We start from the raw sequence: 20,738 nt of genomic DNA on the forward strand, positions 1-20,738 counted from the left end.
CGGAAGTAAGAGGGCCGCCGCAGACCGTCGCGGACACAGATTAGGGGATCGGCACTGCCGGTCCCCTTTCGCTTTATTCGGCGAACAGGACCGGTTCGATCTCGCGGGCGAGGTTGCGGATCTCCAGCGTCGCCCGGTTCTTCGGGGCGAGGCTCAGCGGCGAGGCGCCGTGATAGGACGCCTCCTGGAAAATCACCCGGTCGCCGATCCGCGCCTTCAGCGGGTTCAGGCCGAGTTGCTCCAGGTTGCGCTCGGTGTGCCGCACCACCGTGGTCATCCGCTTGACCCGGTTCAGCACCGAATGGAACGGAATCTCGCGCCGGGTCAGCTTGCTGGCGGAGCTGATCACCTGCTTCATCTTCGCCGCCTCGAACAGGCTGGCCTCGTCCGGCATCACTGGGATCAGCACCATGTCGGCGACGCCGACCGCATAGACCATCGCCTGGTTGCCGAACCCGGCGGTATCGACGACCACCACATCGGCCTTCTCCGCTAGGGCGTAGACCGACTCGATGATCTCGTGCTCGTTGGCGTTGGCATCCACGGAGATGCCCTTGAAGCCCGACGCGCTCTTGCGCGCCCATCGGGCCATGGCTTCGTTCGGATCGGTGTCCAGAATGGCCACCGCCTTGCCCTGGTCGCGCCAGTAAGACGCCAGCGCGGCCCCGATGGTTGTCTTTCCGGTTCCACCCTTACTGGTGGCGACAACGAGAATACTGGCCATGGCGGACAACATCTTGTGCAGTGATGGCGCAATGATGAACCACGGCACCGACAAGCGATACCATGATGTTGCCCGGCGGCCCGTTTTCCGCTTTAGTTCGCTGGTTTCCTGACGGGCGGTTTCTCGAATGATCCTTTCCAAGAGCACTTCCAGCCGCAGAATCCTGCGGACCGGCGCCTCCGTGGTGATCCTCGCGGCGGCACTGGCCGTCGCGCAGCCGTCGGCCGCCCGCGCAGGGGTCGTCGGCTCCGCGCTGGAGGCCGTCGCGGGCTGGGTTTCGGGAATCGAGACGGCGATCTCAGACTGGTTCGACAGCACCCTCGGCGCGATCGAGATTCCCGATCGCGGGGAGAGTGCGGCACGCGCCGTCGCCGGGATGGCCTACGACGACCCGGCGGGTCTCGCCGCCATCGCCGATCGGGCCGGCTTCCGGCTGACATCGATCAGCTTCACCAAGGACGGCAAGCAGGTCGACGGCATCACCTTCGCCTATGAGCGGAAGATCGAGAAGGAAGGCCGGCTGGCCCTGTGGCGCGACGTGCTGGAGGTCGAGGACACGCCGTTCCGACCGGAGATGGAGCTGGTGCGCCTGCTGCTGAACGCCTCCGACATGCAGGAGAACCGGCCGCCGGTCGGGTTGAGCATGACCGAGGTGACGATCTCCGTGGAGGACGATGACCTCGACGCGTCCTGGACCTTCGTCCCGGCCGCCGCGCAATAGGCGCCTGCGTCGGTTACCTCCGGCCTCGAATACCCCCTACCCCGTGCCCGCCTATCGCATGACGTTCAGGAAGGCCGTCGGACTGATCGACGCGTCGCCGATGAACGGATAGCTGAGCTGCAGCACCATCAGCAGGTGAAGCATGAGGAAGGACGTGAGCAGCGCCGACATCACCGTCTGCGACACCACGTTCACCGTCCCGAAGAACCAGGGAAACACGATCGCCATCAGGGTGCCGCTGACCAGCACCGCCCAAACCAGGGCGATCAGCGACCGCGACACCGTGGTCAGACGGAGTGCGCGGTACTCGTTGATCTGATTCACCCATTCGATGGTGTTCTGCTGCAGCGAGGCCTGCGCCTCGGTCATCGGCTCGACCCGCATGAAGACGTCGTTCATATCCGCGAGGCGGTTGGAGACGTCCGGATCGGCGAGGCCGTAGCTCATCACTCGCCACTCCTTTTCCACCACCGCCCGGGCATATTCCTGGACCGCCCGCCGCATGGCCGCGCGGTCCGCCTCCTGCCCAGGCTGGTCATAGGTGTCGGCCGCCCAGGACAGGGACGACAGCGTCGCCGCCTCGCGCTGGGTATTGGTCTGGGCGGTGGTGAAATGATCGAAGGCGCCGATCATCGCCAGGCCCAGGGTCACCGCGTAGACCTCGCCGAGGAAGCCGAACTTGGCCCCGCCGATGAAGTTGTTCGGTTCGAGTTCGAACGGGGTGAACACCGAGTTCACCAGCCAGGAGCCGACGATCGACAGCAGGATGCCGATTGCGACCGCGAAGGGTATCGCGGTGCTCAGCGGAACGCCGGCCAGTTGCAGACCGATATCGTATGTCATCGCCGTCGTTCCCCCTGACCGACCCCGGTCATCCCGGCACGCCCGACCTCACGCCCGCTCAGTGGTGCTCATGCTCGAGCTCGCCCTTGCCAGCGTGGACCTTACCGTCCTTGGTCTTGATCCGGATGACAGCATCTACCTCATCCGGCAGGTGGTCGTCGAGCTTGCCGACGAGCGCGCCGTTCTCCATGACCAGGGCGATCTTGGTCGGCTTGCCGCCGATCAGCAGCACCAGGTCGCCGCCCGTCGCCTCCTCGGTGAGGTCCTTGCCGCCATGCTCGATCAGCCGGACGATCAGCGCCTCTTCCTGCACCACGATCTCGGCATCATAGGGGCCGACGGCGAAGATCTGCCCGCCGTTCGGGCCTTTTTCGTGTTCGCCGTGGGAATGCTGGGCCAGGGCCGGTGCCGACAGGGTCACGGCCGACAGGGCCAGGCCGCCCGCCATCAGGGCCACGGTGAGAAGATCGCGAACGATGCGCATCTGCTTGTTCCTTTCCATTCGATTGACGTTTCGTCTCTTCTCCGGGGGCCTCAATACGCTTCCTTGAGCCCGCCGCCTTCCAGTCTCTGAGCCTGCAGATACTCGAGCGATTTTTCGCCGAACAGCTTGAACAGGACCGGGGTGAGCAGGGTGTCCAGCACCAAGGCGCTGATCAGGCCGCTGAAGATGACCACCGCGATCGGGTGCAGGATCTCGCGTCCCGGGATCTCCGAGCCGAAGAGCAGCGGGACCAGGCCGAGCCCGGCCGACAGACTGGTCATCAGCACCGGCGCCAGCCGTTCCTCGCTGCCGCGCACGATCATGTCGTCGCCGAAGCGCTCGCCCTCGCTCAGCACCAGGTTGATGTAGTGGCTGATCTTCAGAATGCTGTTGCGCGCGGTGATGCCGGCCAGGGTCACGAAACCGAACATGGCGGCGATGGACAGGGGCAGGTTGAACACCCAGAGCCCGGCGATGCCGCCGATCGCCGCCATCGGGATGATGGTCATGATGATCAGGCAGAGGCTGGTCCGGCGGTAGCGGGTGTAGAGCACCACGAAGATCATCGCCAGAGAGGCGAGCGACAGCAGCAGGATCGATTTCGAGGCGTGTTCCTCGGCCCGGAAGGTGCCGTCCAGGTTCACGAAATAGCCCGTGGGCAGTTCGGCCACGCTCACCTGATCGTTGATGGCGTCGACCACCTGGCTCATGTCGCCGGCATCCGCGTTGGCGCGCACCACGATCCGGCGGCGCATGTTCTCGCGGTCGATGTTGTCGGGACCGTCGGTCTCGATGATGTCGGCGAAGGTGGACAGGGGCACATGGCCGCGCGGGGTATCGATCAGCAGCGCCGACAGGCCCTCGGAATCGCGGTCCGCGTCCTTCATACGGATCACCAGATCGAAGCGGCGCTCGCCCTCGAACACCTCCGAGGGGGTGAAGCCGAGGGCCATGTGCTGCAGGGTCTCCAGCACCTGGGACGGGGCGATGCCGTAGGCGGCCGCCCGCTCGTGGTCCACCGCGATCGAGATCTCCGGCAGGCGCGACTGGGTGGAGACCGCCACGTCGCCGATGCCGGGAATGGTCCGCATGTCCTTGGCGAAGCCCTCCGCCAGATTGCGCAGCACGTCCAGATCGTCGCCGAAGATCTTCAGCGCGATCTTGGCCCGCACCCCGGAGATCATGTTGTCGATCCGGTGCGAGATCGGCTGGTCCATGAACACCCGGACCGGGAACGGCGCGAGCTTCCGGCGGATGTCGGCCGACACCTCCTCGCCGGGTCGGCTGCCGACCGCGAGGCGCACGTTGAACTCGCTCACGTTGACGTTCTCGGCATGCTCGTCGAGCTCGCCCCGACCGGTGCGCCGGCCGACCGCAAGCACATCGGGGACCTGCAGCAGCAGGTGCTCGATCACGCCGCCGATCCGGTTGGAGGCCTCCAGCGAGGTGCCGGACGGCGCCTGCACCAGCACGACCAGAGAGCCCTCGTTCGCCGTCGGCATGAAGATGCGCGGCAGGGCCAGCGCCGACAGGCCGCTCAGCAGTGCTACGGCGGCGACGCCGGCCACCAGGGTCCAGCAGCGGGCCAGCGCCCAGCGCACGATCCACCGGTTCCACTGCTTCAGCTTCGACAGCACCGCGCCGTCGCCGGCCTGCATGAGCTTCGAATTCGGCAGCAGGTAGTAGCAGAGCACCGGGGTGATCGTGGTCGCCGTCAGCAGGCTCGCCAGGATGGCGATGATGTAGGCGGTGGCGAAGGGCGTGAACATCCGCCCCTCGATCCCGGACAGGGCGTAGAGCGGCACCAGCACGACGATGATGATGATGGTGGCGATCAGGATGCCGGAGCGCACCTCGATGGAGGCGTTGGCGATGACTTCGAGCGCCGGCCGCGGCGTCGGCAGGGCCGCGTTCTGCCGCAATCGCCTGAACACGTTCTCCACGCCGACCACCGCGTCGTCGACCAGCTCGCCGATGGCGATGGCGAGACCGCCCAGCGTCATGGTGTTGATCGACAGGCCGAAGGCGTGCAGCACCAGAATGGCCGACAGGGCCGAGATCGGAATGGCGGTCAGCGAGATGATCGTGGTGCGGGCATTGACCAGGAACACCGCCAACACGATCGCGACGACGACCGACGCCTCGATCAGCACGCGCTTCACGTTGTCGATCGAGATCTCGATGAAATCCGCCTGGTTGTAGAGCGGCGAATGCACCTGGACATCGGCCGGGAAGCCGGCGCTCAGCCCGTCGAGAGCGGTCTTCACCCGGTCCACCAGGTCGAGCGTGTCGATGCCCGGCTGCTTCATGACGGAGGTGATGACCGCCGCCGAGCCGCCGTATCCGGCGTCGCCGCGCTTCGGTCGGGCGACGAAATCGACATCGGCGACCTGCTCGAGCGGAATCGAGATGCCGTCCCGCTCGGCGACGCGGACCCGCCTCAGATCCTCCAGCTTGCTGCCGGAGCCCAGGTTGCGGATCACGTATTCGCGGTCGGACTGCTCGACGAAACCGCCGCCGGTATTGGTGCCGAAGCTGCGCATCGCGTCCGACAACTCGTCGATGGTCACGTTCACCGCCATCATCCGGGCCGGATCGGGCGTAACGCGGAACTGCCGGACCTCGCCGCCGATCGGGATCACCTGGGCCACCCCCGGCTCCGCCATCAGGCGCGGGCGGACCACCCAGTCCACCATCTCCCGCAGCTCCATGGCGGAGGTCTCGCCGTCGCTGGTGAAGGCCAGCAGCATGATCTCGCCCATGACCGAGGACATCGGCGTCATGAACGGCACCACGCCATGCGGCAGCGTTTCGGAGATCTGCTCCAGGCGCTCGACCACGAACTGGCGGTCGACCAGCACGTCGGTGTCCCAGCCGAACTCGAGATAGACCATGGAGATGCTGCGCCCGGAGACGCTGCGCACCCGTGCCAGCCCCGGCAGGCCGGCCATGCCGCTCTCGATCGGGTAGGTGACCAGCGCCTCCACCTCCTCGGCCGACAGGCCGGGGACCTCGGAGATGATGGTGACCATCGGGCGCGTCAGGTCGGGATAGACGTCGACCGGCATACGGCTCAGCGACAGCAGGCCGTAGCCGACCATCGCGAGTGCGATCACCAGGACGAAGAGCCGGTTCCGTAGGCTTTGCTGGACGAGTTGAGCGAACATGGAGCCGGCTCTCTACAGTCAGGTAGGCGGGATGGAGAGGCCGGCCCTCAAACCAGGCCGGTGGTCGAGATGCCGATGGCAAGGCCGGCGACCACCGCGCTCATGCCGACCCAGCGGGCGACGCCCCGGTAGCGGATGCCGGCCGACAGGCCGGCCAGCGAGAGCAGACCACCCATCAGGATCATCCAGGTCCCACCGGCGTCCTCGGCCGACGCCAGTTCGCTCACCCCGTCGGTGAGGCTCGCATGGCCGTCCCCGGGCGCGGTCTGGCCGCTCTCCAGCGACGCGTCGACCACCGCATCGGACAGGCCGACGACCATCAGGTCTTCCCCGGCCTCGGCGACCACGGTCACGACCACGTCCGATCCGCGCAGCGTCTCCGGATCGACTCCGGCGGGCGGCCAGGGCGAGGCGAGATAGACCCCGGGCACCACCTGCTCGGCGATCAGCGGCGCGTCGGCCACGGTCAGCAGTTCCACATAGGCGTCCAGCACCGGGGCGTTGGTGTCGGCGTTGTCGAGGAAGATCGCCAGCGCGCCGGAGACCGGCATGGCGACGAACTCGAACCAGGTTCCGGCGGCGATGGCCCGCGGACGCAAGTCGTCCAGGGACACCGTCGGCAGCGCCTCCTCGGTCCCGTGGTTATGGCCGGGGCCGGCCTTCGGGGCCGCCGCCGGCACCGTCAGGATCAGCGCTGCCAGTGCCGCTATCGTCGCGCACTTCATCATCCGGGCGCTCCAGGCATTCGTGCGGTGCATCAGCGGATCTCCGACAACAGGGTGGCCCCGGCGACGACGACGCGTACGCCGTCTTCGAGGCCGGCCTCGATCATCGCCACCTCCGCGCCGGCCGAACTCCATTTGACCTTGCGCGGCTCGTACTGCTCGGGGCCCTTGGCGACCCAGACCGTCATCTCGCCGTTGCCTTGGCGCACCAGGGCGCTGCGCGGCACCAGCACGCCCTCGACCTCGCCGAGCTCGCGGACGTTCACCACGACCTGCTGGCCGATCCGCACGCCGTCAGGCACACCGTCGACGCGGAACTGAACGGGCGAGGACTGCGCCCCGTCGGTGGACAGGCCGAGGCCCTGGAGCACCAGATCCATCACCTGACCGTCCTGGGTCTGCGCCGTCGAACCGGTATCGGCGAAATTGGTCTGCGACCCGAAGGAGTCGGCCTCGACCCAGAGATCGTCGGTATCGGCGATCTCCCACAGCAGCTGGCGCTCCTCGACCACCTGACCGACGCGTACCTCGGACCGGGCGATCACGCCGGACACCGACGCGATCAGCGGCTGGCGGGCGTCCAGCCCCTCGATCAGGGCGTCACGCTGAGCGCGCAGCCGGTTGAGCTCGATCCGCAGGGACAGAATGCGCCCCTCGCGGAACGGCAGCAGCGGCAGTTCCCGCGTCCGGGCGATCGCCAGTTCCTGCTCGGCGATCTGGCCGCGCACCAGGGCGATCTGGCCCTGCAGCTCGGCACGGCTCATGCTCGACAGGATCGGGATCAGATAGCCGAGCAACTGGCCCTTCTCCACCCGCTGCCCGATCACCGGGAAACCGAATTCGCCGGCCTCGATCCGGCCGTTCTGCTCGGCCTGGACCAGACCGCTGCTGGTCGGGTTGGCGATCACATGGCCCACCAGCCGCCGGGTCGTCGACACCGTGCCCTTGCAGGTGTAGGCGGTGCGGACCTCCAGCAGGCGCTGCGTCACCTTGGGCAGGAAGATCGTGCCGTCGGGGAGGCGCTGGGCGCTCTCATCCATCAGGCCGAGCCTGCTGAGCACAGCGACATCCTCGCCGCTGAGGGCCGCCGCCTTGCCTTTGCTCTTCGGCGCCCAGGAACAGATATCGTCCGTCGCCGCGCCCTGGTCGGAGGCGGTCCGATCAGCAGAGGTCCCCGGCGCCGTCTCCCCCTCGCTGTCGGCGGTGTTCAGCGCCACCGGACGGAACGGGCTGCGCGGTCCGGTCTGGGTCGCCGCAAGAAGCGACCGGTCGCCGCCGGCGGACCGGCGGCCGGCGGGATCCGCCGTCGGCGTCGTGGTCTCCGTGGCGAACGGATGGGGCGCCGGTGCCTCCACGGCGGGCGGCTCGTCCCCGGCGCTGCTGCCCCACCACAGGCTCGCGACGCCGCCTTCACCAAGGCGCGCGCGGTCCTGCGCCCCTTCGGTGGAGAGCAGGCCCAGCATCTGCAGTGTGCTGATACCGATGATCTGCGACGATTCGACGAGTTCGCCGCCGAGATAATAGGCGCCCGCCGCAAGCTGCCAGCCGGTCTCGGCGACCGCGCTCGCGCCGGCGTTCAGGCCGCCGGCACTGCGGGACACGAGTCCGGCTGCACTTCGGTCGGCACTTCCGTCGGCGGCGGCTTCGGCAGCCGGCACATTGGCGGACACGTCGCCCGGCGCGGCCGGATCGCCCTGTGCTTCGGCATCGACCGGCGCTCCGCCCAGTCCTGCGGCGGCGACCAGTCCCCCGATCGCGAACGCTGCTATCGCTGCGGCTCGAAAACTCATCGACGCGTCACCTCTCAACATTCTGTTTCAGGTGCACCTGGCAACTGCCCCAGGCAACAACCATAGACGCTCCCGAACCGCGAGCTTCTGCCATGCGGCGCCTCCACGCCCGTATCCGACCAACAGTCCGCTGCACGAACTCTAGCTCCTCGTACATTCTGATCCGAAAGCATGTCGCCGAATTCATGCCACGTTCAGCCTGACGGGAATAGGCTTACGGAGAGGTTATAACATGTCCGAAATTCTTCGCTGATGAAACAAAGATCTTTGAATGATTCCAACGCAACTTCCCGACTAGGTTAGCTTTTCCGACGTCAGCCGCCGGCCGCCGGCGCGAGCCCTTCCGGAACAGTTGGCCGGAACAGTTGGCCGGAACAGTTGGATTGACCGGCCGGCACAGGTAGCCTGCCCGATCACAACGTCACCGACGAGGCATCGGCGCGGTCATGGCGGCGCACCCCCGATTGAGCTCGAACATGTTCGACGCAAGCCTGCGGGCTGTCGAGCACGGCCTCGTCGCCCCCCTGGGCGGTACCGTCGCCGTCCACAATGCCGTTCGATGCCTGTCGCGATTCGGTGACGACTATCGCCGGGCGAAGGCGGAGGGCGGCGACCTCCGGCGGACGGCCCAGAGCGGTGCGAGCCGGCTGCAGCGACAGATTGTCGTCGACGTTCTCCCGTCCCTGGCGCAGGCGTTCGACGACGCGGCCCGCGAGAGCTGGCGGAACCCCGGCGCCGACACCGAGGGGGACGCGGCCGTCGGTCCGCTGGATGCGGCCGCCCTGCTCGGCGCCCTGGCCGCCTGGCAACGGGCCAGCGGATCCGGCACCGAGGCCAGCGCGCTGATCAAGCGGATCGGGGCGCGGATGGCGGCAGAGGCCACGGACCGCGTCGATCGGTTCAAGGCGCTGCAATCGCCGGAAGACTCCCCCGATTACCGGGCCGCGATGGTGGATCTCGCCGCCATGGAGGCGATGATCCGGGTGGCCGCCCGGTTGGACGACCGCCAGGCCATGGCGGAGGTCGGGCGGCTTCGCGACCATTACGCCAAGATCGCCCTGCTGTCGGCGCTGACCGTGATCGATCGTGGGGGCGACGCGGCCGACATGTTCGTGCATTTCGACATTGCCGCCATGCTGGTCTCCGTCGAGCATGTGGTCGCCGTCATCTCGCGCACCCTGGACGTCGTCGAGCGCGAGCGCACCCATGCCCATCCCCATGTGGAGACGATCAGCGAGCATGTGGTGCGCGACTTCGCATCGGGATTGCTGCGGTTGGCGCCGAACTATGTGAGAATGCTGAAGAATACGGTGTCCAAGACGGGAACCGCGGTGCCGGAGTTCGGCTTCTCCATCCTGCGTGTCCTGCTCCAGATCACCCGCCTGATCCGGATTCTCCACCACCATCTACCCGATGGCGGCCTGGCGGAGGTGGCGAACAAGATCGCCGCCGATGTCGCAGAACTGCGAGGAAAGCTCTTGGACACAGCCCGCAACGATCAGCTCCTGCTCGCCCGCATGCACGAAGCGCTCGACGCCCTGGCGGCGGCTCCTCACATCGCGACGCCTCCGGGCGCCGGAGCGGACCGCTCATGACGGCGGTCCGCTGTCGGTGTCGGGACCGGGCTGAGGAGATCGGCCGCCTGCCGGGCCACGGCATCGTCGCGCCGGACGCGAGGGCCTGAGCGATGCCGACGCCGACCATGACCATCACCGCCGCCAACCGGGCCGAGGAGCTCGATCGGATCGCCGCGGAGATCGGCGGCTTCGCCGAGGCGCACGACCTGCCGATGCGCAGCGCCATGCATCTGGACATGTCGGTGGAGGAGATCGTCTCCAACGTCATCAAGTACGGCTTCGATACTGGCGACATCCGTGAGGATGCGATCGAGATCGCCCTCACCCTCGACGGCGACCGGCTCGACATCCGCATCGCCGACAGCGGGCGGCCGTTCGACCCGCTGACCGACGCACCGGAACCGGACATCGACGCGAGCGTCGAGGACCGGGCCATCGGCGGGCTCGGCGTGCACATCGTCAAGACCGTGATGGCCGAGACGCGCTATACCCGCGACGGCGACCGCAACGTGCTGGACATGGTGCTGGCGCTCAACGCCCCGGCATGACGGCGCAACGACGAACCGTTACTCTCGACCCGAGACTGACCTGGAAGGATCCGGAAACATGCAGATCGACACCGCGACCCATGGCGAATTGCTGGAAGTGGCCCCCAAGGGGCGGCTGGACAGCAACACGTCGCCGGAGCTGGAGAAGGCCCTGCTGGAGCGGATCGGGGCCGGACAGACCAAGATCACCATCGATTTCGGCGGCATCGACTACGTGTCCAGCGCCGGACTGCGGGTGCTGCTGGTGGCGGCCAAACGGACCGCCGCGGCGAAAGGCCAGTTCTCCATGCATTCCATGTCGCCGGAAATCCGCGAGGTCTTCGAGATCAGCGGCTTCCTGACGATCCTCAAGGTCTATCCCGACCTGAACGCGGTGCTCGCCGCCGGCTGATTGCGACCGGAGGCCGACTCAGTCCTCCTCGACCCCGGCGCGGGCGATGCGCACGTCCCTATGCACAGAGACGCCGAGCAGCAGCCCCAGCCCGATCATCATCGTCAGCATCGCCGTGCCGCCATAGCTGATCATCGGCAGCGGCACGCCGACCACCGGGATCAACCCCATCACCATCGCGACGTTGATGAACAGGTAGAGGAACAGCGTCGTGGTCACCCCCAGCGCGACCAGCCGGCCGAACTGACTGCGCGCGCGGATGGCGATGGCGAAGCCATAGGCCAGCACCAGCACGTACAGCCCGATCAGGCACGACGCCCCGACCATGCCGAACTCCTCGGCCAGCATGGTGAAGATGAAGTCGGTCTGCTTCTCCGGCAGGAAGTTCAGGTGGCTCTGGCTGCCCTTCAGGAAGCCCTTGCCGAAGATTCCGCCGGAGCCCAGCGCGATCTTGGACTGAAGGATGTGATAGCCGGAGCCGAGCGGATCGCTCTCCGGATTGAGGAAGGTGAGAATGCGCTTCTGCTGATACTCGCGCAGGAACTGCCAGACGATCGGCACCGCCGCCACCCCGGCCGCAATCAGCGCCAGGAACTTCCAGATCCGCACGCCCGCCAGGAAGAAGATCGCGCCGGACCCGGCGATCATCATCAGCGCCGTCCCCAGATCCGGCTGCTTCAGCACCAGCATAGCCGGCAGTGCCACCATCAGCAGCGGGATGATCAGGTTCAGCGGGTTGCCGACCTCCTCGTAGGTCAGGCCGTTGAAATACCGGGCCAGGGCAAGCACCAGGCAGATCTTCATCACCTCGGACGGCTGGAGCTGGAACAGGCCGAGATCGATCCAGCGCTGCGCGCCCATGCCGATCTCGCCCATGATCTCCACCGCCCCGAGCAGCAGCAGGGCCGCCAGGTAACCGAGATACGCGGTGCGTATCCAGAACCGGATGTCGATCAGGGCGATGGTCAGCATAGCGGTCAGGCCAATGCCGAAGCGCAGGGCGTGGCGGTAGGCCCAGGGCGTCCAGTCGCCGTTGGCGGCGGAATACAGCATCAGGCAGCCGACGCCGGCGATCGTGACCACCAGCAGCACCAGCAGCCAGTTGATCGCCACCAGCTTCTGGCCGATCGAAAGTTCGGGCGGATTCAGGCCGTCGGAGCGGAAGGAGATCGCCATCAACCGTCCTGCCTCTCGGGCGTGGGAGCACCGCTTTCGCCCGAGGCGGTCGGCCCCGGCGGATCGATCCGCAACGCCTCCCGCAGCACGTCGGCGCCGATCGGGGCCGCCATCGACGACCCGCCGCCGCCATGTTCGACCACCACCGCCACGGCATAGCGCGGCGCCTCCACCGGCCCGAAACCGACGAACAGCGCGTGGTCCCGGAAGCGCCAGGGCTTCTCCTCCTTGTAGGCGCCGGACGCCCGGTCGGCCATGGTGATGCGCCGGACCTGGGCCGTGCCGGTCTTGCCGCCGATCTTCACGTCGTCCGGGCTGCCCTGGATCTTGCGCGCCGTGCCGCGCGGCCCGTTGACCACCTCCGACATCGCCACCCGCACCGCTTCCAGGTGGCGGGTGTCGACGGCCATGTCCTCGGCCGCTTCGGGCGGGCCGTTGGGAAACTCGATATGCGGCACCACAGCCTTGCCGCCATTGACCAGCCGGGCCGTCATCAGCGCGAGCTGAAGCGGGGTGGCGAGATTGAATCCCTGCCCGATCGCCGCCACCAGCGTCTCGCCCATCTGCCAGGGCACGCCGGTCGTCGCCAGCTTCCACTCGCGGGACGGGACCAGGCCGCGGCGTTCGCCGGGGATGTCGACCCCGGTCAGCTCGCCCAGGCCGAACCGCTTGGCGATCGAGGAGATCCGGTCGATCCCGATCCGCTTGGCCAGCTCGTAGTAGTAGACGTCGCAGCTCTGGGCGATCGACTGCTTCATGTCGAGCCAGCCATGGCCGTAGCGCGACCAGCAGTGGAAGCGGGTGTCGCCGAGAGTCAGATGGCCCGGACAGAAGAACTTGGTGTCCGGCCCCGCCAGCCCGGATTCCAGGGCGGCCAGCATCACCAGCATCTTGAAGGTGGAGCCCGGAGGATACTGACCGGACACCGCCTTGTTGTTGAGCGGCCCGCGCGGATTGGTCAGCAGCTCTTCCCAGTCCTTGGCGGACAGGCCGCGGTTGAACGGGTTCGGGTCATAGCCGGGCGCGGAGGCCAGCGCCCGCAGTTCCCCGGTATGGACGTCCATCACCACCGCGGAGCCGCTCTCCGCCTCGATCACCTTGCCCTCGGCATCGACCAGGACCGTCTGCCGGTCGGCATAGAGATCCCGCATCGCCGGTTCGGCCTGCGCCAGGGCGAGTTGCGCCCGCGGATCCTCCGTCGGCAGCCGCTCGGCATTGCCGCGCGACAGGCGTTCGGTGGCGTAGCGCTGCAGGTTGATGTCCAGCGTCAGTTTGACGTCCCGACCCGGCTCGCCGTCCTCGCCCGGAAGCTTTCGGATGATCCGGCCGAGCGCGTTGACCTCGACCTGCCTGCGGCCGGCGGTCCCGCGCATGCCGAGGTCGTGCAGCTTCTCGATGCCACTCTTGCCGATGCGGAAATCGGGCAGCTCCAGCACCGGGTCACCGGTCAGCTCGCTTTCCGACACGGCGGCGACGTAACCGGTGATGTGCACGGCCGTGTCGGCAAACGGATAGCGCCGGGAGCGGCCGACCTCGATGCGGATCCCCGGCAGATAGGGCGCGTTCACGGCGACCCGGGCGATCTCCTCGCGGGTCAGGTTCTCCACCACGGTGACCGGGACGAAGGCGCGCTTGCGCTTTACGTCCTTCAGCACCCGGCGCACGTCCCAGTCCGGCACCTCGATGATCGAGCGCAGGGCCGACAGGGTCGCCGCCACGTCGTCGGTCTGCTCGCGCACGATCTCGACGCGGAAATTGTCCTGGTTGTCGGCCAGCGCCACGCCGTTGCGGTCGAGAATCCGCCCCCGCACCGGCGGCAGCAGCTCCAGATTGAACTGGTTGCCGCGCGACAGCAGCTCGTAGCGGTCGGCCTCGACCACCTGCAGGTAGTACAGCCGGGCGCCGAGCGCGCCGATCAGGGCGAGCTTGCCTCCCGCCAGCACCAGCGCGCGGCGGGTGAAGACCTTTTGGACGTCCTGCTCGCTCGCCTTCAGCATGGGGTCACCGGACCACGTAACGGTGCAGGCGGACGAAGAGCCAGGCCACGACCGGGAAGCCGAGCACGGTCACCAGGTACTGGAACAGCGCCGGCTCCGGCCCGACCAGGCGGAACTGCAGCATCGACATCATCATCCACGCGAGGATCGAGACCGGAAGCTGGATGAGCATGAAGCCGACCCAGGTCAGCAGAAACGGCTTGGTGATCAGCGCGCGCCGCTGGGACAGGGCGAAGGCGTGCAGCAGCAGCAGGCTGACCGCGGTCAGGCCGAGCGGGGTGCCGGTCAGGATGTCCTGCAGCACGCCGATCAGGAACAGGGCCGAGGCCGGCTGGAGGTCGGGACGGAACACCGCCCAGTAGAACGTCGCCATGGCGGTGTAGCCGGGCACCACCGAGGCATAGCCGGGAATGCCGATGGTGATCACCGACAGGACCGCCAGAATCGCGGTGAGCACCATCGGCGTCGACTGGCGGATCCAGAGATCGAGACGTTGAGCCGCGGTCGGTCGCATCATTGTTTCGTCCCGCCGGAGCGGGGCGCGGTCTCCGGACCCATGACGGAGAACGGCGGCAGATGGGCGCTCTCGGGCTGGACCACGCCGTCGGAGCCGGTCTTCAGGATGCGCACGTATTCCAGCCGCTCCCAGTCGACGAAGGGCGTCACCCGGATCGAGCCGTCGGTGATCGTGGTCACCATGCCGACCGCCAGACCCGGCGGGAATACGCCGCCATGGCCGGAGGTGACGATCCGGTCGCCGGGCAGGACCTGGGCGTTCTGCGGCAGATAGACGATGCGGGGCGAGCGGGTGTTGTCGCCGGCCAGCACGCCCGGGTCGCGGGTCCGCTCGATCACGATCGGGATCTGCGAGTTCAGGTCGGTGATCAGCAGGACCCGGCTGTAGGCCTCGCCGACCTCGACGATACCGCCGACCAGCCCCTCGCCGCTGACCGCGGCGTTGCCGAGGGCGAGACCGTCCTTGCGGCCGGCGGTGATCATGACGCTGCGCACGAAGGCGCCGCCGCCATCGGCGATCACCCGCGCGCTGACGAAATCGATCTCCTTCGGCGGCACGAAGTTGGTCAGCGCCCGCAGCGCCCGGTTCTCCGCCTCAAGCCGGCGGGCGACATGCTGCCAGCGGTCCAGCCGGTCGTTCTCCACGGCCAGCCGGGCGTTCTCGGCCCGCAGGTAGCGCAGGTCGCGGACATTGTTCATCAGGTCGGTCACGGCCTCGGCCGGGCGCGCCGCCACCTCGATCACCGGCGCCAGCGCGTCCAGCACCACCACGCGCGTCCGCTCCACCAGCAGGACGTCCGCCTTGCCCAGCAGCATGAGCGCGAAGGCGGCAATGATCAGCGTGGCGAAGGCGAACCGGCTCCACAGTGAACGCACGGGTTGTGCCACGCTGCTGAACGATCCGGGTCGCTTCGCCATGATCGCCGGTCACCTCACGGGTAGACGGAGTTTCGAATGCGCCTGCACGGCGTGGATGTCAGTACGCACCGATCAGCACGTTGCGCAGCACCTTCATCTCTTCCAGGCACCGGCCGGTGCCGAGCGCCACGCAGGACAGCGGGTCGTCGGCGATCATCACCGGCAGGCCGGTGGCATGGCGCAGCACGAAGTCGAGATTGCCGAGCAGCGCGCCGCCACCGGTCAGCACGATGCCCTTGTCGACGATGTCGGCCGCCAGTTCCGGCGGGGTCTGTTCCAGCGCGACCTTCACCGCTTCGACTATCTGGCTGACGGGCTCCGCCAGGCTGTCGGCGATCTGCGACTGGTCGATGATGATTTCCTTGGGCACGCCGTTCATCAGGTCGCGGCCTTTGATCTGCAGGCCCTTGCCGGTGCCGTCCTCCGGCGGATAGGCGGAGCCGATCTCCTTCTTGATCCGCTCGGCGCTGCCCTCACCCACCAGGAGGTTATGGTTGCGGCGGATATAGGCGATGATCGCCTCGTCCATCTTGTCGCCGCCGACGCGCACCGAGCGCGAGTAGACGATGCCGCCCAGGGACAGCACGGCCACCTCGGTGGTGCCGCCGCCGATATCGACGACCATGGAGCCGGTCGGCTCGGTGACCGGCAGATTGGCGCCTATCGCGGCGGCCATCGGCTCCTCGATCAGGAACACCCGGCGGGCTCCGGCGCTCTCCGCACTCTCCTGAATGGCGCGACGCTCAACCGCGGTCGACCCCGACGGCACGCAGACGATGACCTGCGGGCTGGCGAAGGAGCGGCGGTTGTGCACCTTGCGGATGAAGTGCTTGATCATCTCTTCGGCGACTTCGAAATCGGCGATGACGCCGTCGCGCAGCGGCCGGATCGCCTGGATGTTGCCGGGCGTTCGGCCGAGCATCTGCTTGGCCTCGTCGCCGACGGCCAGCACCTGTTTCTTGCCGCGGACCGTGGCGATGGCGACCACCGACGGTTCGTTGAGGACGATGCCGCGGCCCTTGACGTAGACCAGGGTATTGGCCGTGCCGAGGTCAATGGCCATATCGGCGGACAGCATTCCGAGGAGATTGGCGAAGAACATCGTTTCTCAGTCCCGTCGATGTTGCGGCCCGGTCCATGTCTCCCATGGGACTGGCCGATCGAATCCCGTCTGGGCCGCCGTCCCTGGCTGATCACCTGGACGGCCTTCCGGCCCGGCTCGTATTCCGCGTGTCGACGCTTCGGCCTTATAAACAGCCTGGCTGCGCCGCCCCCACCGCTTTGCGCTGCTCCGATACGCTACGTCGATGACAATATCAGGATTCGCAGACAGTTACAAAGCGCTCTTCACCGCGATTCGTTAAAGAGTCGCGGACGAATCCGGCGGATCGACGGCGGGCATCGTTCCGAACGCGAAACGGGCAGGTCAGCACCGGCCGACCCGCCCGTCCGTTAATCAAATAACCGACGATCAGTTCTTGGTCTGATCGACCAGCTTGTTCTCCGCGATCCACGGCATCATGGCGCGCAGCTTCTCGCCGACCTGCTCGATCGAGTGCTCGGCCGCACGGCGGCGCATGGCCTTGAACGAGGACTGATTGACCCGGTTCTCCAGCATCCAGTTGCGGGCGAAGGTGCCGGACTGGATGTCGGCCAGGACGCGCTTCATCTCGGCCTTGGTCTCCTCCGTCACGATCCGCGGACCGGAGACGTACTCACCGTACTCGGCGGTGTTGGAGATCGAGTAGTTCATGTTGGCGATGCCGCCCTCGTAGATGAGGTCGACGATCAGCTTCACCTCGTGCAGGCACTCGAAATAGGCCATCTCCGGGGCGTAACCGGCCTCGCAGAGGGTCTCGTAGCCGGCCTTGATCAGCTCGCACAGACCGCCGCACAGGACGACCTGCTCGCCGAACAGGTCGGTCTCGCACTCTTCCTTGAAGGTGGTCTCGATGGTGCCGGCGCGGCCGCCGCCGATGGCGGACGAATAGCTCAGCGCGACTTCCAGGGCGTTGCCCGAGGAATCCTGGTCGATGGCGACCAGGCACGGCACGCCGCCGCCCCGCAGGTACTCGGAGCGAACGGTGTGGCCCGGGCCCTTCGGCGCGATCATGAACACGTCGATGTCGTCGCGCGGCTCGATGAAGTTGAAATGGACGTTGAAGCCATGGGCGAAGGCGATCGCCGCACCGGCGCGCATGTTCGGCTTCAGGTCCTCGTTGTAGATGTCGCCCTGGAGCTCGTCCGGGGTCAGCATCATGAGAATGTCGCCCCACTTGGCGGCCTCGGCCGGCGTCATGCACTTGAAGCCGGCGGCCTCGGCCTTCGCGCGGGAGCGCGAGCCCTCCTTCAGCGCGACGACCACGTCCTTGACGCCGCTGTCCTTCAGGTTGTTGGCATGGGCATGGCCCTGGCTGCCATAGCCGACGATCACGACCTTCTTGGTCTTGATCAGGTTCACATCGGCGTCGCGGTCGTAGTACACGCGCATGGGTGTCTCCCTCCTTCGGGTCTTGCGGTTCTCAGATCAGGTTTTCGATATTTTCCATGGATCCGGCGACGGTTTAGCTGGGCGGCCGCCGCCGAGTCCAGATGGCTGGTCGTTTCTTGAGTCAGTCGTCGGCGGCTTTCTTCGCCTTCCGCTTGGCCTTACGGACCAGCGGCATGTGCACGTGCTCGCCCCGGGCGATGGCGACGACGCCGGTACGCGACACCTCCACCTCGCCCAGCGAGATCATCAGGTCGATGAAGGCGTCGATCTTGCCGGTATCGCCGGTCAGCTCGAACACGAAGCTGCCCAGGGTGCTGTCGATGGCCCGGGCGCGGAAGGTGTCGGCGATGCGCAGGGCCTCGATCCGCTTGTCTCCGCCGTTGCGGATCTTCACCAGCGCCATCTCGCGGCCCACATGCGGGCCTTCCATGGTCAGATCGTGGACGTCGTAGACCGGGACCAGACGGGCGAGCTGCGCCTTGATCTGTTCGATCACCATCGGCGTGCCGGAGGTGACGATGGTGATGCGCGAGCGGGCGTTGACCTCGTCCACCTCGGATACGGTCAGGCTCTCGATGTTGTAGCCGCGGCCGGAAAACAGGCCGATGACGCGGGCCAGCACGCCCGGCTCATTGGCCACCAGCACGGCGATGGTATGCCGGGCGCTCGGTTGATCATTGGGTGTCACGTCGGATCTCCGAAAGACGGGCGGGGGCTCGGCGGTTCATGCCGGAGCCGGCGCCCGGAAAGGGAATGGCGGGGACGGCGGGCGGGGCAGCCGCCGGGAAGCCCCGGCGGCCGCACGCCGTCATACGAGGGCCATGCCCTTGTCGGTCACGGTCTGCTGCTCCTGATCGCTCGGGCTGAGGATCATCTCGTTATGCGCCCGGCCCGACGGGATCATCGGGAAGCAGTTCTCTTCCTTGGTCACGCACACATCGACCAGAACCGGGTGCGGCGAGGCGATCATCTCGTCGATGACGTCGTCGAGCTGGCTCGCCTCGGTCGCCCGCAGGCCGACGCCGCCGAAGGCCTCCGCCAGCTTGACGAAGTCCGGCAGGGCCTCGGAATAGCTCTCCGAGTAACGCTTGCCGTGGATCAGCTCCTGCCACTGGCGGACCATGCCCATCCACTGGTTGTTGATGATGAACGCTTTGACCGGCAGGTTGTACTGCCGCATCGTCGACAGCTCCTGCATGTTCATCATGAAGCTGGCCTCGCCGGAGATGTCGATCACCAGCGCCTCGGGATGGGCGATCTGCACGCCCATCGCCGACGGGAAACCGTAGCCCATGGTGCCGAGCCCGCCCGAGGTCATCCAGCGGTTCGGCTCGTCGAAGCCGTAATACTGGGCGGCCCACATCTGGTGCTGACCGACCTCGGTGGTGATGTAGCAGTCCATGTCGCGGGTCTTCTCGAACAGCCGCTGGATCGCCTGCTGCGGCTTGATGTCCTTGGTGCCCGGGGTGAAGGCCAGGCACTTGCGCGCCCGCCAGCCGTCGATCTGCCGCCACCAGGAGGCCAGCGCCTTGGCGTCGGGCTTGTAGGCCTTGGCCTTCCACACCGCCAGCATCTGCTCCAGCACGGTCGCCGCGTCGCCGACGATCGGCACATCGACCGCCACGTTCTTGTTGATCGAGGACGGGTCGATATCGACGTGGATCTTCTTGGAGTCCGGCGAGAAGCCGGAGATCGTGCCGGTCACCCGGTCGTCGAAGCGCGCGCCGATGCAGATCATGACGTCGCAGTCATGCATCGCCAGGTTGGCTTCGTACGTGCCGTGCATCCCGAGCATGCCCAGGAACTGCTTGTCCGAGGACGGGTAGGCGCCCAGGCCCATCAGGGTCAGGGTGGCCGGATAGCCGGTCTTGCGCACCAGCTCGCCGAACAGCTTGGACGCCTTAGGCCCGGCGTTGATCAGACCGCCGCCGCCGTAGAAGATCGGCCGCTTCGCCTTGGCGATCAGCTCGACCGCCTTCTCGATGGCGCTGTCGTCGCCCTTCACCTGCGGACGGTAGCTCTTCGGCTCCTTGTCCTTGGCGTTGGTGTACGGGCAGTCGGCGAACTGGATGTCCTTCGGCAGATCGACCACCACCGGGCCCGGCCGGCCGCTGCGCGCGACGTAGAACGCCTCGTGCATGACGTCCGCCAGCTTCTCCGGGTCCTTCACCAGATAGTTATGCTTGGTGCAGGGCCGGGTGATGCCGGTGGTGTCGGCCTCCTGGAAGGCGTCGTTGCCGATCAGGTGGGTCGGCACCTGGCCGGTCAGGCACACGATCGGGATCGAGTCCATCAGCGCGTCGGTCAGGCCGGTCACCGCGTTGGTCGCGCCCGGGCCGGAGGTCACCAGCACGCAGCCGACCTTGCCGGTCGACCGGGCATAGCCCTCGGCCGCGTGCACCGCCGCCTGTTCGTGGCGCACCAGGATGTGCCGGATGGCGTTCTGCTTGAAGATCTCGTCGTAGATCGGAAGTACCGCCCCGCCGGGGTACCCGAATACGACCTCTACACCCTGATCCTTGAGCGCGCGGAGTACAACAGCGGCGCCCGACATGATTTCGGGTTTAGCCGCCTGGGGAGACGACGGGGTACGGGAGGACGTCTTGCGGGTATCAGCCACCGTTCCGCTCCTTCTTTGTTGCGATCTCGCTGTCGGCGCCCGGTTCCTGA

18 protein-coding genes are annotated in these 20,738 nt (G+C 67.1%); 4 read left to right on the top strand and 14 right to left on the bottom strand.

Going from position 1 to position 20,738, the window contains the following annotated elements; genetic code table 11:
• Positions 1 to 73: 73 nt before the first annotated feature.
• A complete protein-coding gene (locus G578_RS0117920) occupies positions 74 to 724 on the bottom strand; it encodes a nucleotide-binding protein (RefSeq protein ID WP_028795416.1) in 651 nt (216 codons plus the stop codon).
• 127 nt (positions 725 to 851) lie between these two features.
• Between G578_RS0117920 and G578_RS0117925 the strand changes: the two genes are divergently transcribed.
• A complete protein-coding gene (locus tag G578_RS0117925; RefSeq protein ID WP_028795417.1) occupies positions 852 to 1,445 on the top strand; it encodes a hypothetical protein in 594 nt (197 codons plus the stop codon).
• Between the two features lie 51 nt (positions 1,446 to 1,496).
• Here the strand turns inward: G578_RS0117925 and G578_RS0117930 are convergent, their stop codons facing one another.
• Genes G578_RS0117930 through G578_RS28635 form a run of 5 tightly spaced genes read right to left on the bottom strand, consistent with a single transcriptional unit; the run spans position 1,497 to position 8,454 of the window.
• Positions 1,497 to 2,288 carry a bestrophin-like domain gene (locus G578_RS0117930; protein WP_028795418.1) on the bottom strand — a complete coding sequence of 264 codons (792 nt, stop codon included), beginning with the start codon at positions 2,286 to 2,288 and terminating at the stop codon, positions 1,497 to 1,499.
• 58 nt (positions 2,289 to 2,346) lie between these two features.
• The gene (locus G578_RS28630; RefSeq protein ID WP_156907379.1) at positions 2,347 to 2,772 is read right to left on the bottom strand and encodes a hypothetical protein; all 426 of its coding nucleotides are present in this window, start codon (positions 2,770 to 2,772) and stop codon (positions 2,347 to 2,349) included.
• Between the two features lie 50 nt (positions 2,773 to 2,822).
• Complete coding sequence (locus G578_RS0117940) at positions 2,823 to 5,939, bottom strand: efflux RND transporter permease subunit (protein WP_028795419.1); 3,117 nt, start codon at positions 5,937 to 5,939, stop codon at positions 2,823 to 2,825.
• Between the two features lie 47 nt (positions 5,940 to 5,986).
• Positions 5,987 to 6,697 (bottom strand): hypothetical protein, encoded by a 711-nt coding sequence (locus G578_RS0117945; RefSeq protein WP_028795420.1) that lies wholly within the window; start codon positions 6,695 to 6,697, stop codon positions 5,987 to 5,989.
• Positions 6,697 to 8,454, bottom strand: coding sequence for an efflux RND transporter periplasmic adaptor subunit (locus G578_RS28635; protein WP_051244983.1), 1,758 nt, complete (start codon positions 8,452 to 8,454; stop codon positions 6,697 to 6,699). The genes G578_RS0117945 and G578_RS28635 overlap by 1 nt, the downstream gene beginning before the upstream one ends.
• Positions 8,455 to 8,930: 476 nt before the next feature.
• Here G578_RS28635 and G578_RS28640 point away from each other — a divergent pair, with 476 nt between their 5' ends.
• The 3 genes from G578_RS28640 to G578_RS0117965 all read left to right on the top strand — a co-directional run bounded on the left by G578_RS28640 (position 8,931) and on the right by G578_RS0117965 (position 10,970).
• The gene (locus G578_RS28640; protein ID WP_028795421.1) at positions 8,931 to 10,049 is read left to right on the top strand and encodes a hypothetical protein; all 1,119 of its coding nucleotides are present in this window, start codon (positions 8,931 to 8,933) and stop codon (positions 10,047 to 10,049) included.
• A gap of 92 nt (positions 10,050 to 10,141) precedes the next feature.
• On the top strand, positions 10,142 to 10,579 hold the full coding sequence (locus G578_RS26950) for an ATP-binding protein (RefSeq protein WP_051244984.1): 438 nt from the start codon (positions 10,142 to 10,144) through the stop codon (positions 10,577 to 10,579).
• Between the two features lie 58 nt (positions 10,580 to 10,637).
• Entirely contained in the window at positions 10,638 to 10,970 is a 333-nt protein-coding gene (locus G578_RS0117965; RefSeq protein WP_028795422.1) for an STAS domain-containing protein, read from the top strand.
• Between the two features lie 18 nt (positions 10,971 to 10,988).
• On the opposite strand, the gene rodA is transcribed toward G578_RS0117965, so the two are convergent.
• From rodA to G578_RS0118005, 8 genes are all read right to left on the bottom strand, one after another.
• Complete coding sequence (rodA, locus tag G578_RS0117970) at positions 10,989 to 12,146, bottom strand: rod shape-determining protein RodA (RefSeq protein ID WP_028795423.1); 1,158 nt, start codon at positions 12,144 to 12,146, stop codon at positions 10,989 to 10,991.
• Positions 12,146 to 14,143, bottom strand: coding sequence for a penicillin-binding protein 2 (gene mrdA / locus G578_RS0117975; RefSeq protein WP_038015164.1), 1,998 nt, complete (start codon positions 14,141 to 14,143; stop codon positions 12,146 to 12,148). Before mrdA ends, rodA begins: the two co-directional genes overlap by 1 nt.
• Positions 14,144 to 14,147: 4 nt before the next feature.
• The gene (gene mreD, locus G578_RS0117980; protein ID WP_051244985.1) at positions 14,148 to 14,660 is read right to left on the bottom strand and encodes a rod shape-determining protein MreD; all 513 of its coding nucleotides are present in this window, start codon (positions 14,658 to 14,660) and stop codon (positions 14,148 to 14,150) included.
• The gene (gene mreC, locus G578_RS0117985; RefSeq protein ID WP_028795426.1) at positions 14,657 to 15,577 is read right to left on the bottom strand and encodes a rod shape-determining protein MreC; all 921 of its coding nucleotides are present in this window, start codon (positions 15,575 to 15,577) and stop codon (positions 14,657 to 14,659) included. The genes mreD and mreC overlap by 4 nt, the downstream gene beginning before the upstream one ends.
• A gap of 58 nt (positions 15,578 to 15,635) precedes the next feature.
• A complete protein-coding gene (locus tag G578_RS0117990; RefSeq protein WP_028795427.1) occupies positions 15,636 to 16,679 on the bottom strand; it encodes a rod shape-determining protein in 1,044 nt (347 codons plus the stop codon).
• Positions 16,680 to 17,048: 369 nt separating this feature from the next.
• A complete protein-coding gene (gene ilvC / locus G578_RS0117995) occupies positions 17,049 to 18,068 on the bottom strand; it encodes a ketol-acid reductoisomerase (protein ID WP_028795428.1) in 1,020 nt (339 codons plus the stop codon).
• 121 nt (positions 18,069 to 18,189) lie between these two features.
• Positions 18,190 to 18,756 (bottom strand): acetolactate synthase small subunit, encoded by a 567-nt coding sequence (gene ilvN, locus G578_RS0118000; RefSeq protein ID WP_028795429.1) that lies wholly within the window; start codon positions 18,754 to 18,756, stop codon positions 18,190 to 18,192.
• Between the two features lie 120 nt (positions 18,757 to 18,876).
• Positions 18,877 to 20,688, bottom strand: a complete 1,812-nt coding sequence (locus G578_RS0118005; RefSeq protein ID WP_281169185.1) for an acetolactate synthase 3 large subunit — start codon at positions 20,686 to 20,688, stop codon at positions 18,877 to 18,879.
• Positions 20,689 to 20,738 lie beyond the last annotated feature (50 nt).

This window comes from Thalassobaculum salexigens DSM 19539, assembly GCF_000423805.1.
GTDB lineage: Bacteria > Pseudomonadota > Alphaproteobacteria > Thalassobaculales > Thalassobaculaceae > Thalassobaculum > Thalassobaculum litoreum.

What these genes read in the sequence shown, in the direction of transcription:
- G578_RS0117945 (WP_028795420.1), bottom strand. Translation starts at nt 6,697, where the DNA reads ATGCACCGCACGAATGCCTGGAGCGCCCGGATGATGAAGTGCGCGACG.
- mreC (WP_028795426.1), bottom strand. Translation starts at nt 15,577, where the DNA reads ATGGCGAAGCGACCCGGATCGTTCAGCAGCGTGGCACAACCCGTGCGT.
- mreD (WP_051244985.1), bottom strand. Translation starts at nt 14,660, where the DNA reads ATGATGCGACCGACCGCGGCTCAACGTCTCGATCTCTGGATCCGCCAG.
- G578_RS28635 (WP_051244983.1), bottom strand. Translation starts at nt 8,454, where the DNA reads ATGAGTTTTCGAGCCGCAGCGATAGCAGCGTTCGCGATCGGGGGACTG.
- rodA (WP_028795423.1), bottom strand. Translation starts at nt 12,146, where the DNA reads ATGGCGATCTCCTTCCGCTCCGACGGCCTGAATCCGCCCGAACTTTCG.
- G578_RS0117925 (WP_028795417.1), top strand. Translation starts at nt 852, where the DNA reads ATGATCCTTTCCAAGAGCACTTCCAGCCGCAGAATCCTGCGGACCGGC.
- G578_RS26950 (WP_051244984.1), top strand. Translation starts at nt 10,142, where the DNA reads ATGCCGACGCCGACCATGACCATCACCGCCGCCAACCGGGCCGAGGAG.
- G578_RS28630 (WP_156907379.1), bottom strand. Translation starts at nt 2,772, where the DNA reads ATGCGCATCGTTCGCGATCTTCTCACCGTGGCCCTGATGGCGGGCGGC.
- G578_RS0117920 (WP_028795416.1), bottom strand. Translation starts at nt 724, where the DNA reads ATGGCCAGTATTCTCGTTGTCGCCACCAGTAAGGGTGGAACCGGAAAG.
- G578_RS0117990 (WP_028795427.1), bottom strand. Translation starts at nt 16,679, where the DNA reads ATGTTCTTCGCCAATCTCCTCGGAATGCTGTCCGCCGATATGGCCATT.
- G578_RS0117930 (WP_028795418.1), bottom strand. Translation starts at nt 2,288, where the DNA reads ATGACATACGATATCGGTCTGCAACTGGCCGGCGTTCCGCTGAGCACC.
- mrdA (WP_038015164.1), bottom strand. Translation starts at nt 14,143, where the DNA reads ATGCTGAAGGCGAGCGAGCAGGACGTCCAAAAGGTCTTCACCCGCCGC.
- G578_RS0117940 (WP_028795419.1), bottom strand. Translation starts at nt 5,939, where the DNA reads ATGTTCGCTCAACTCGTCCAGCAAAGCCTACGGAACCGGCTCTTCGTC.
- G578_RS0117965 (WP_028795422.1), top strand. Translation starts at nt 10,638, where the DNA reads ATGCAGATCGACACCGCGACCCATGGCGAATTGCTGGAAGTGGCCCCC.
- ilvC (WP_028795428.1), bottom strand. Translation starts at nt 18,068, where the DNA reads ATGCGCGTGTACTACGACCGCGACGCCGATGTGAACCTGATCAAGACC.
- G578_RS28640 (WP_028795421.1), top strand. Translation starts at nt 8,931, where the DNA reads ATGTTCGACGCAAGCCTGCGGGCTGTCGAGCACGGCCTCGTCGCCCCC.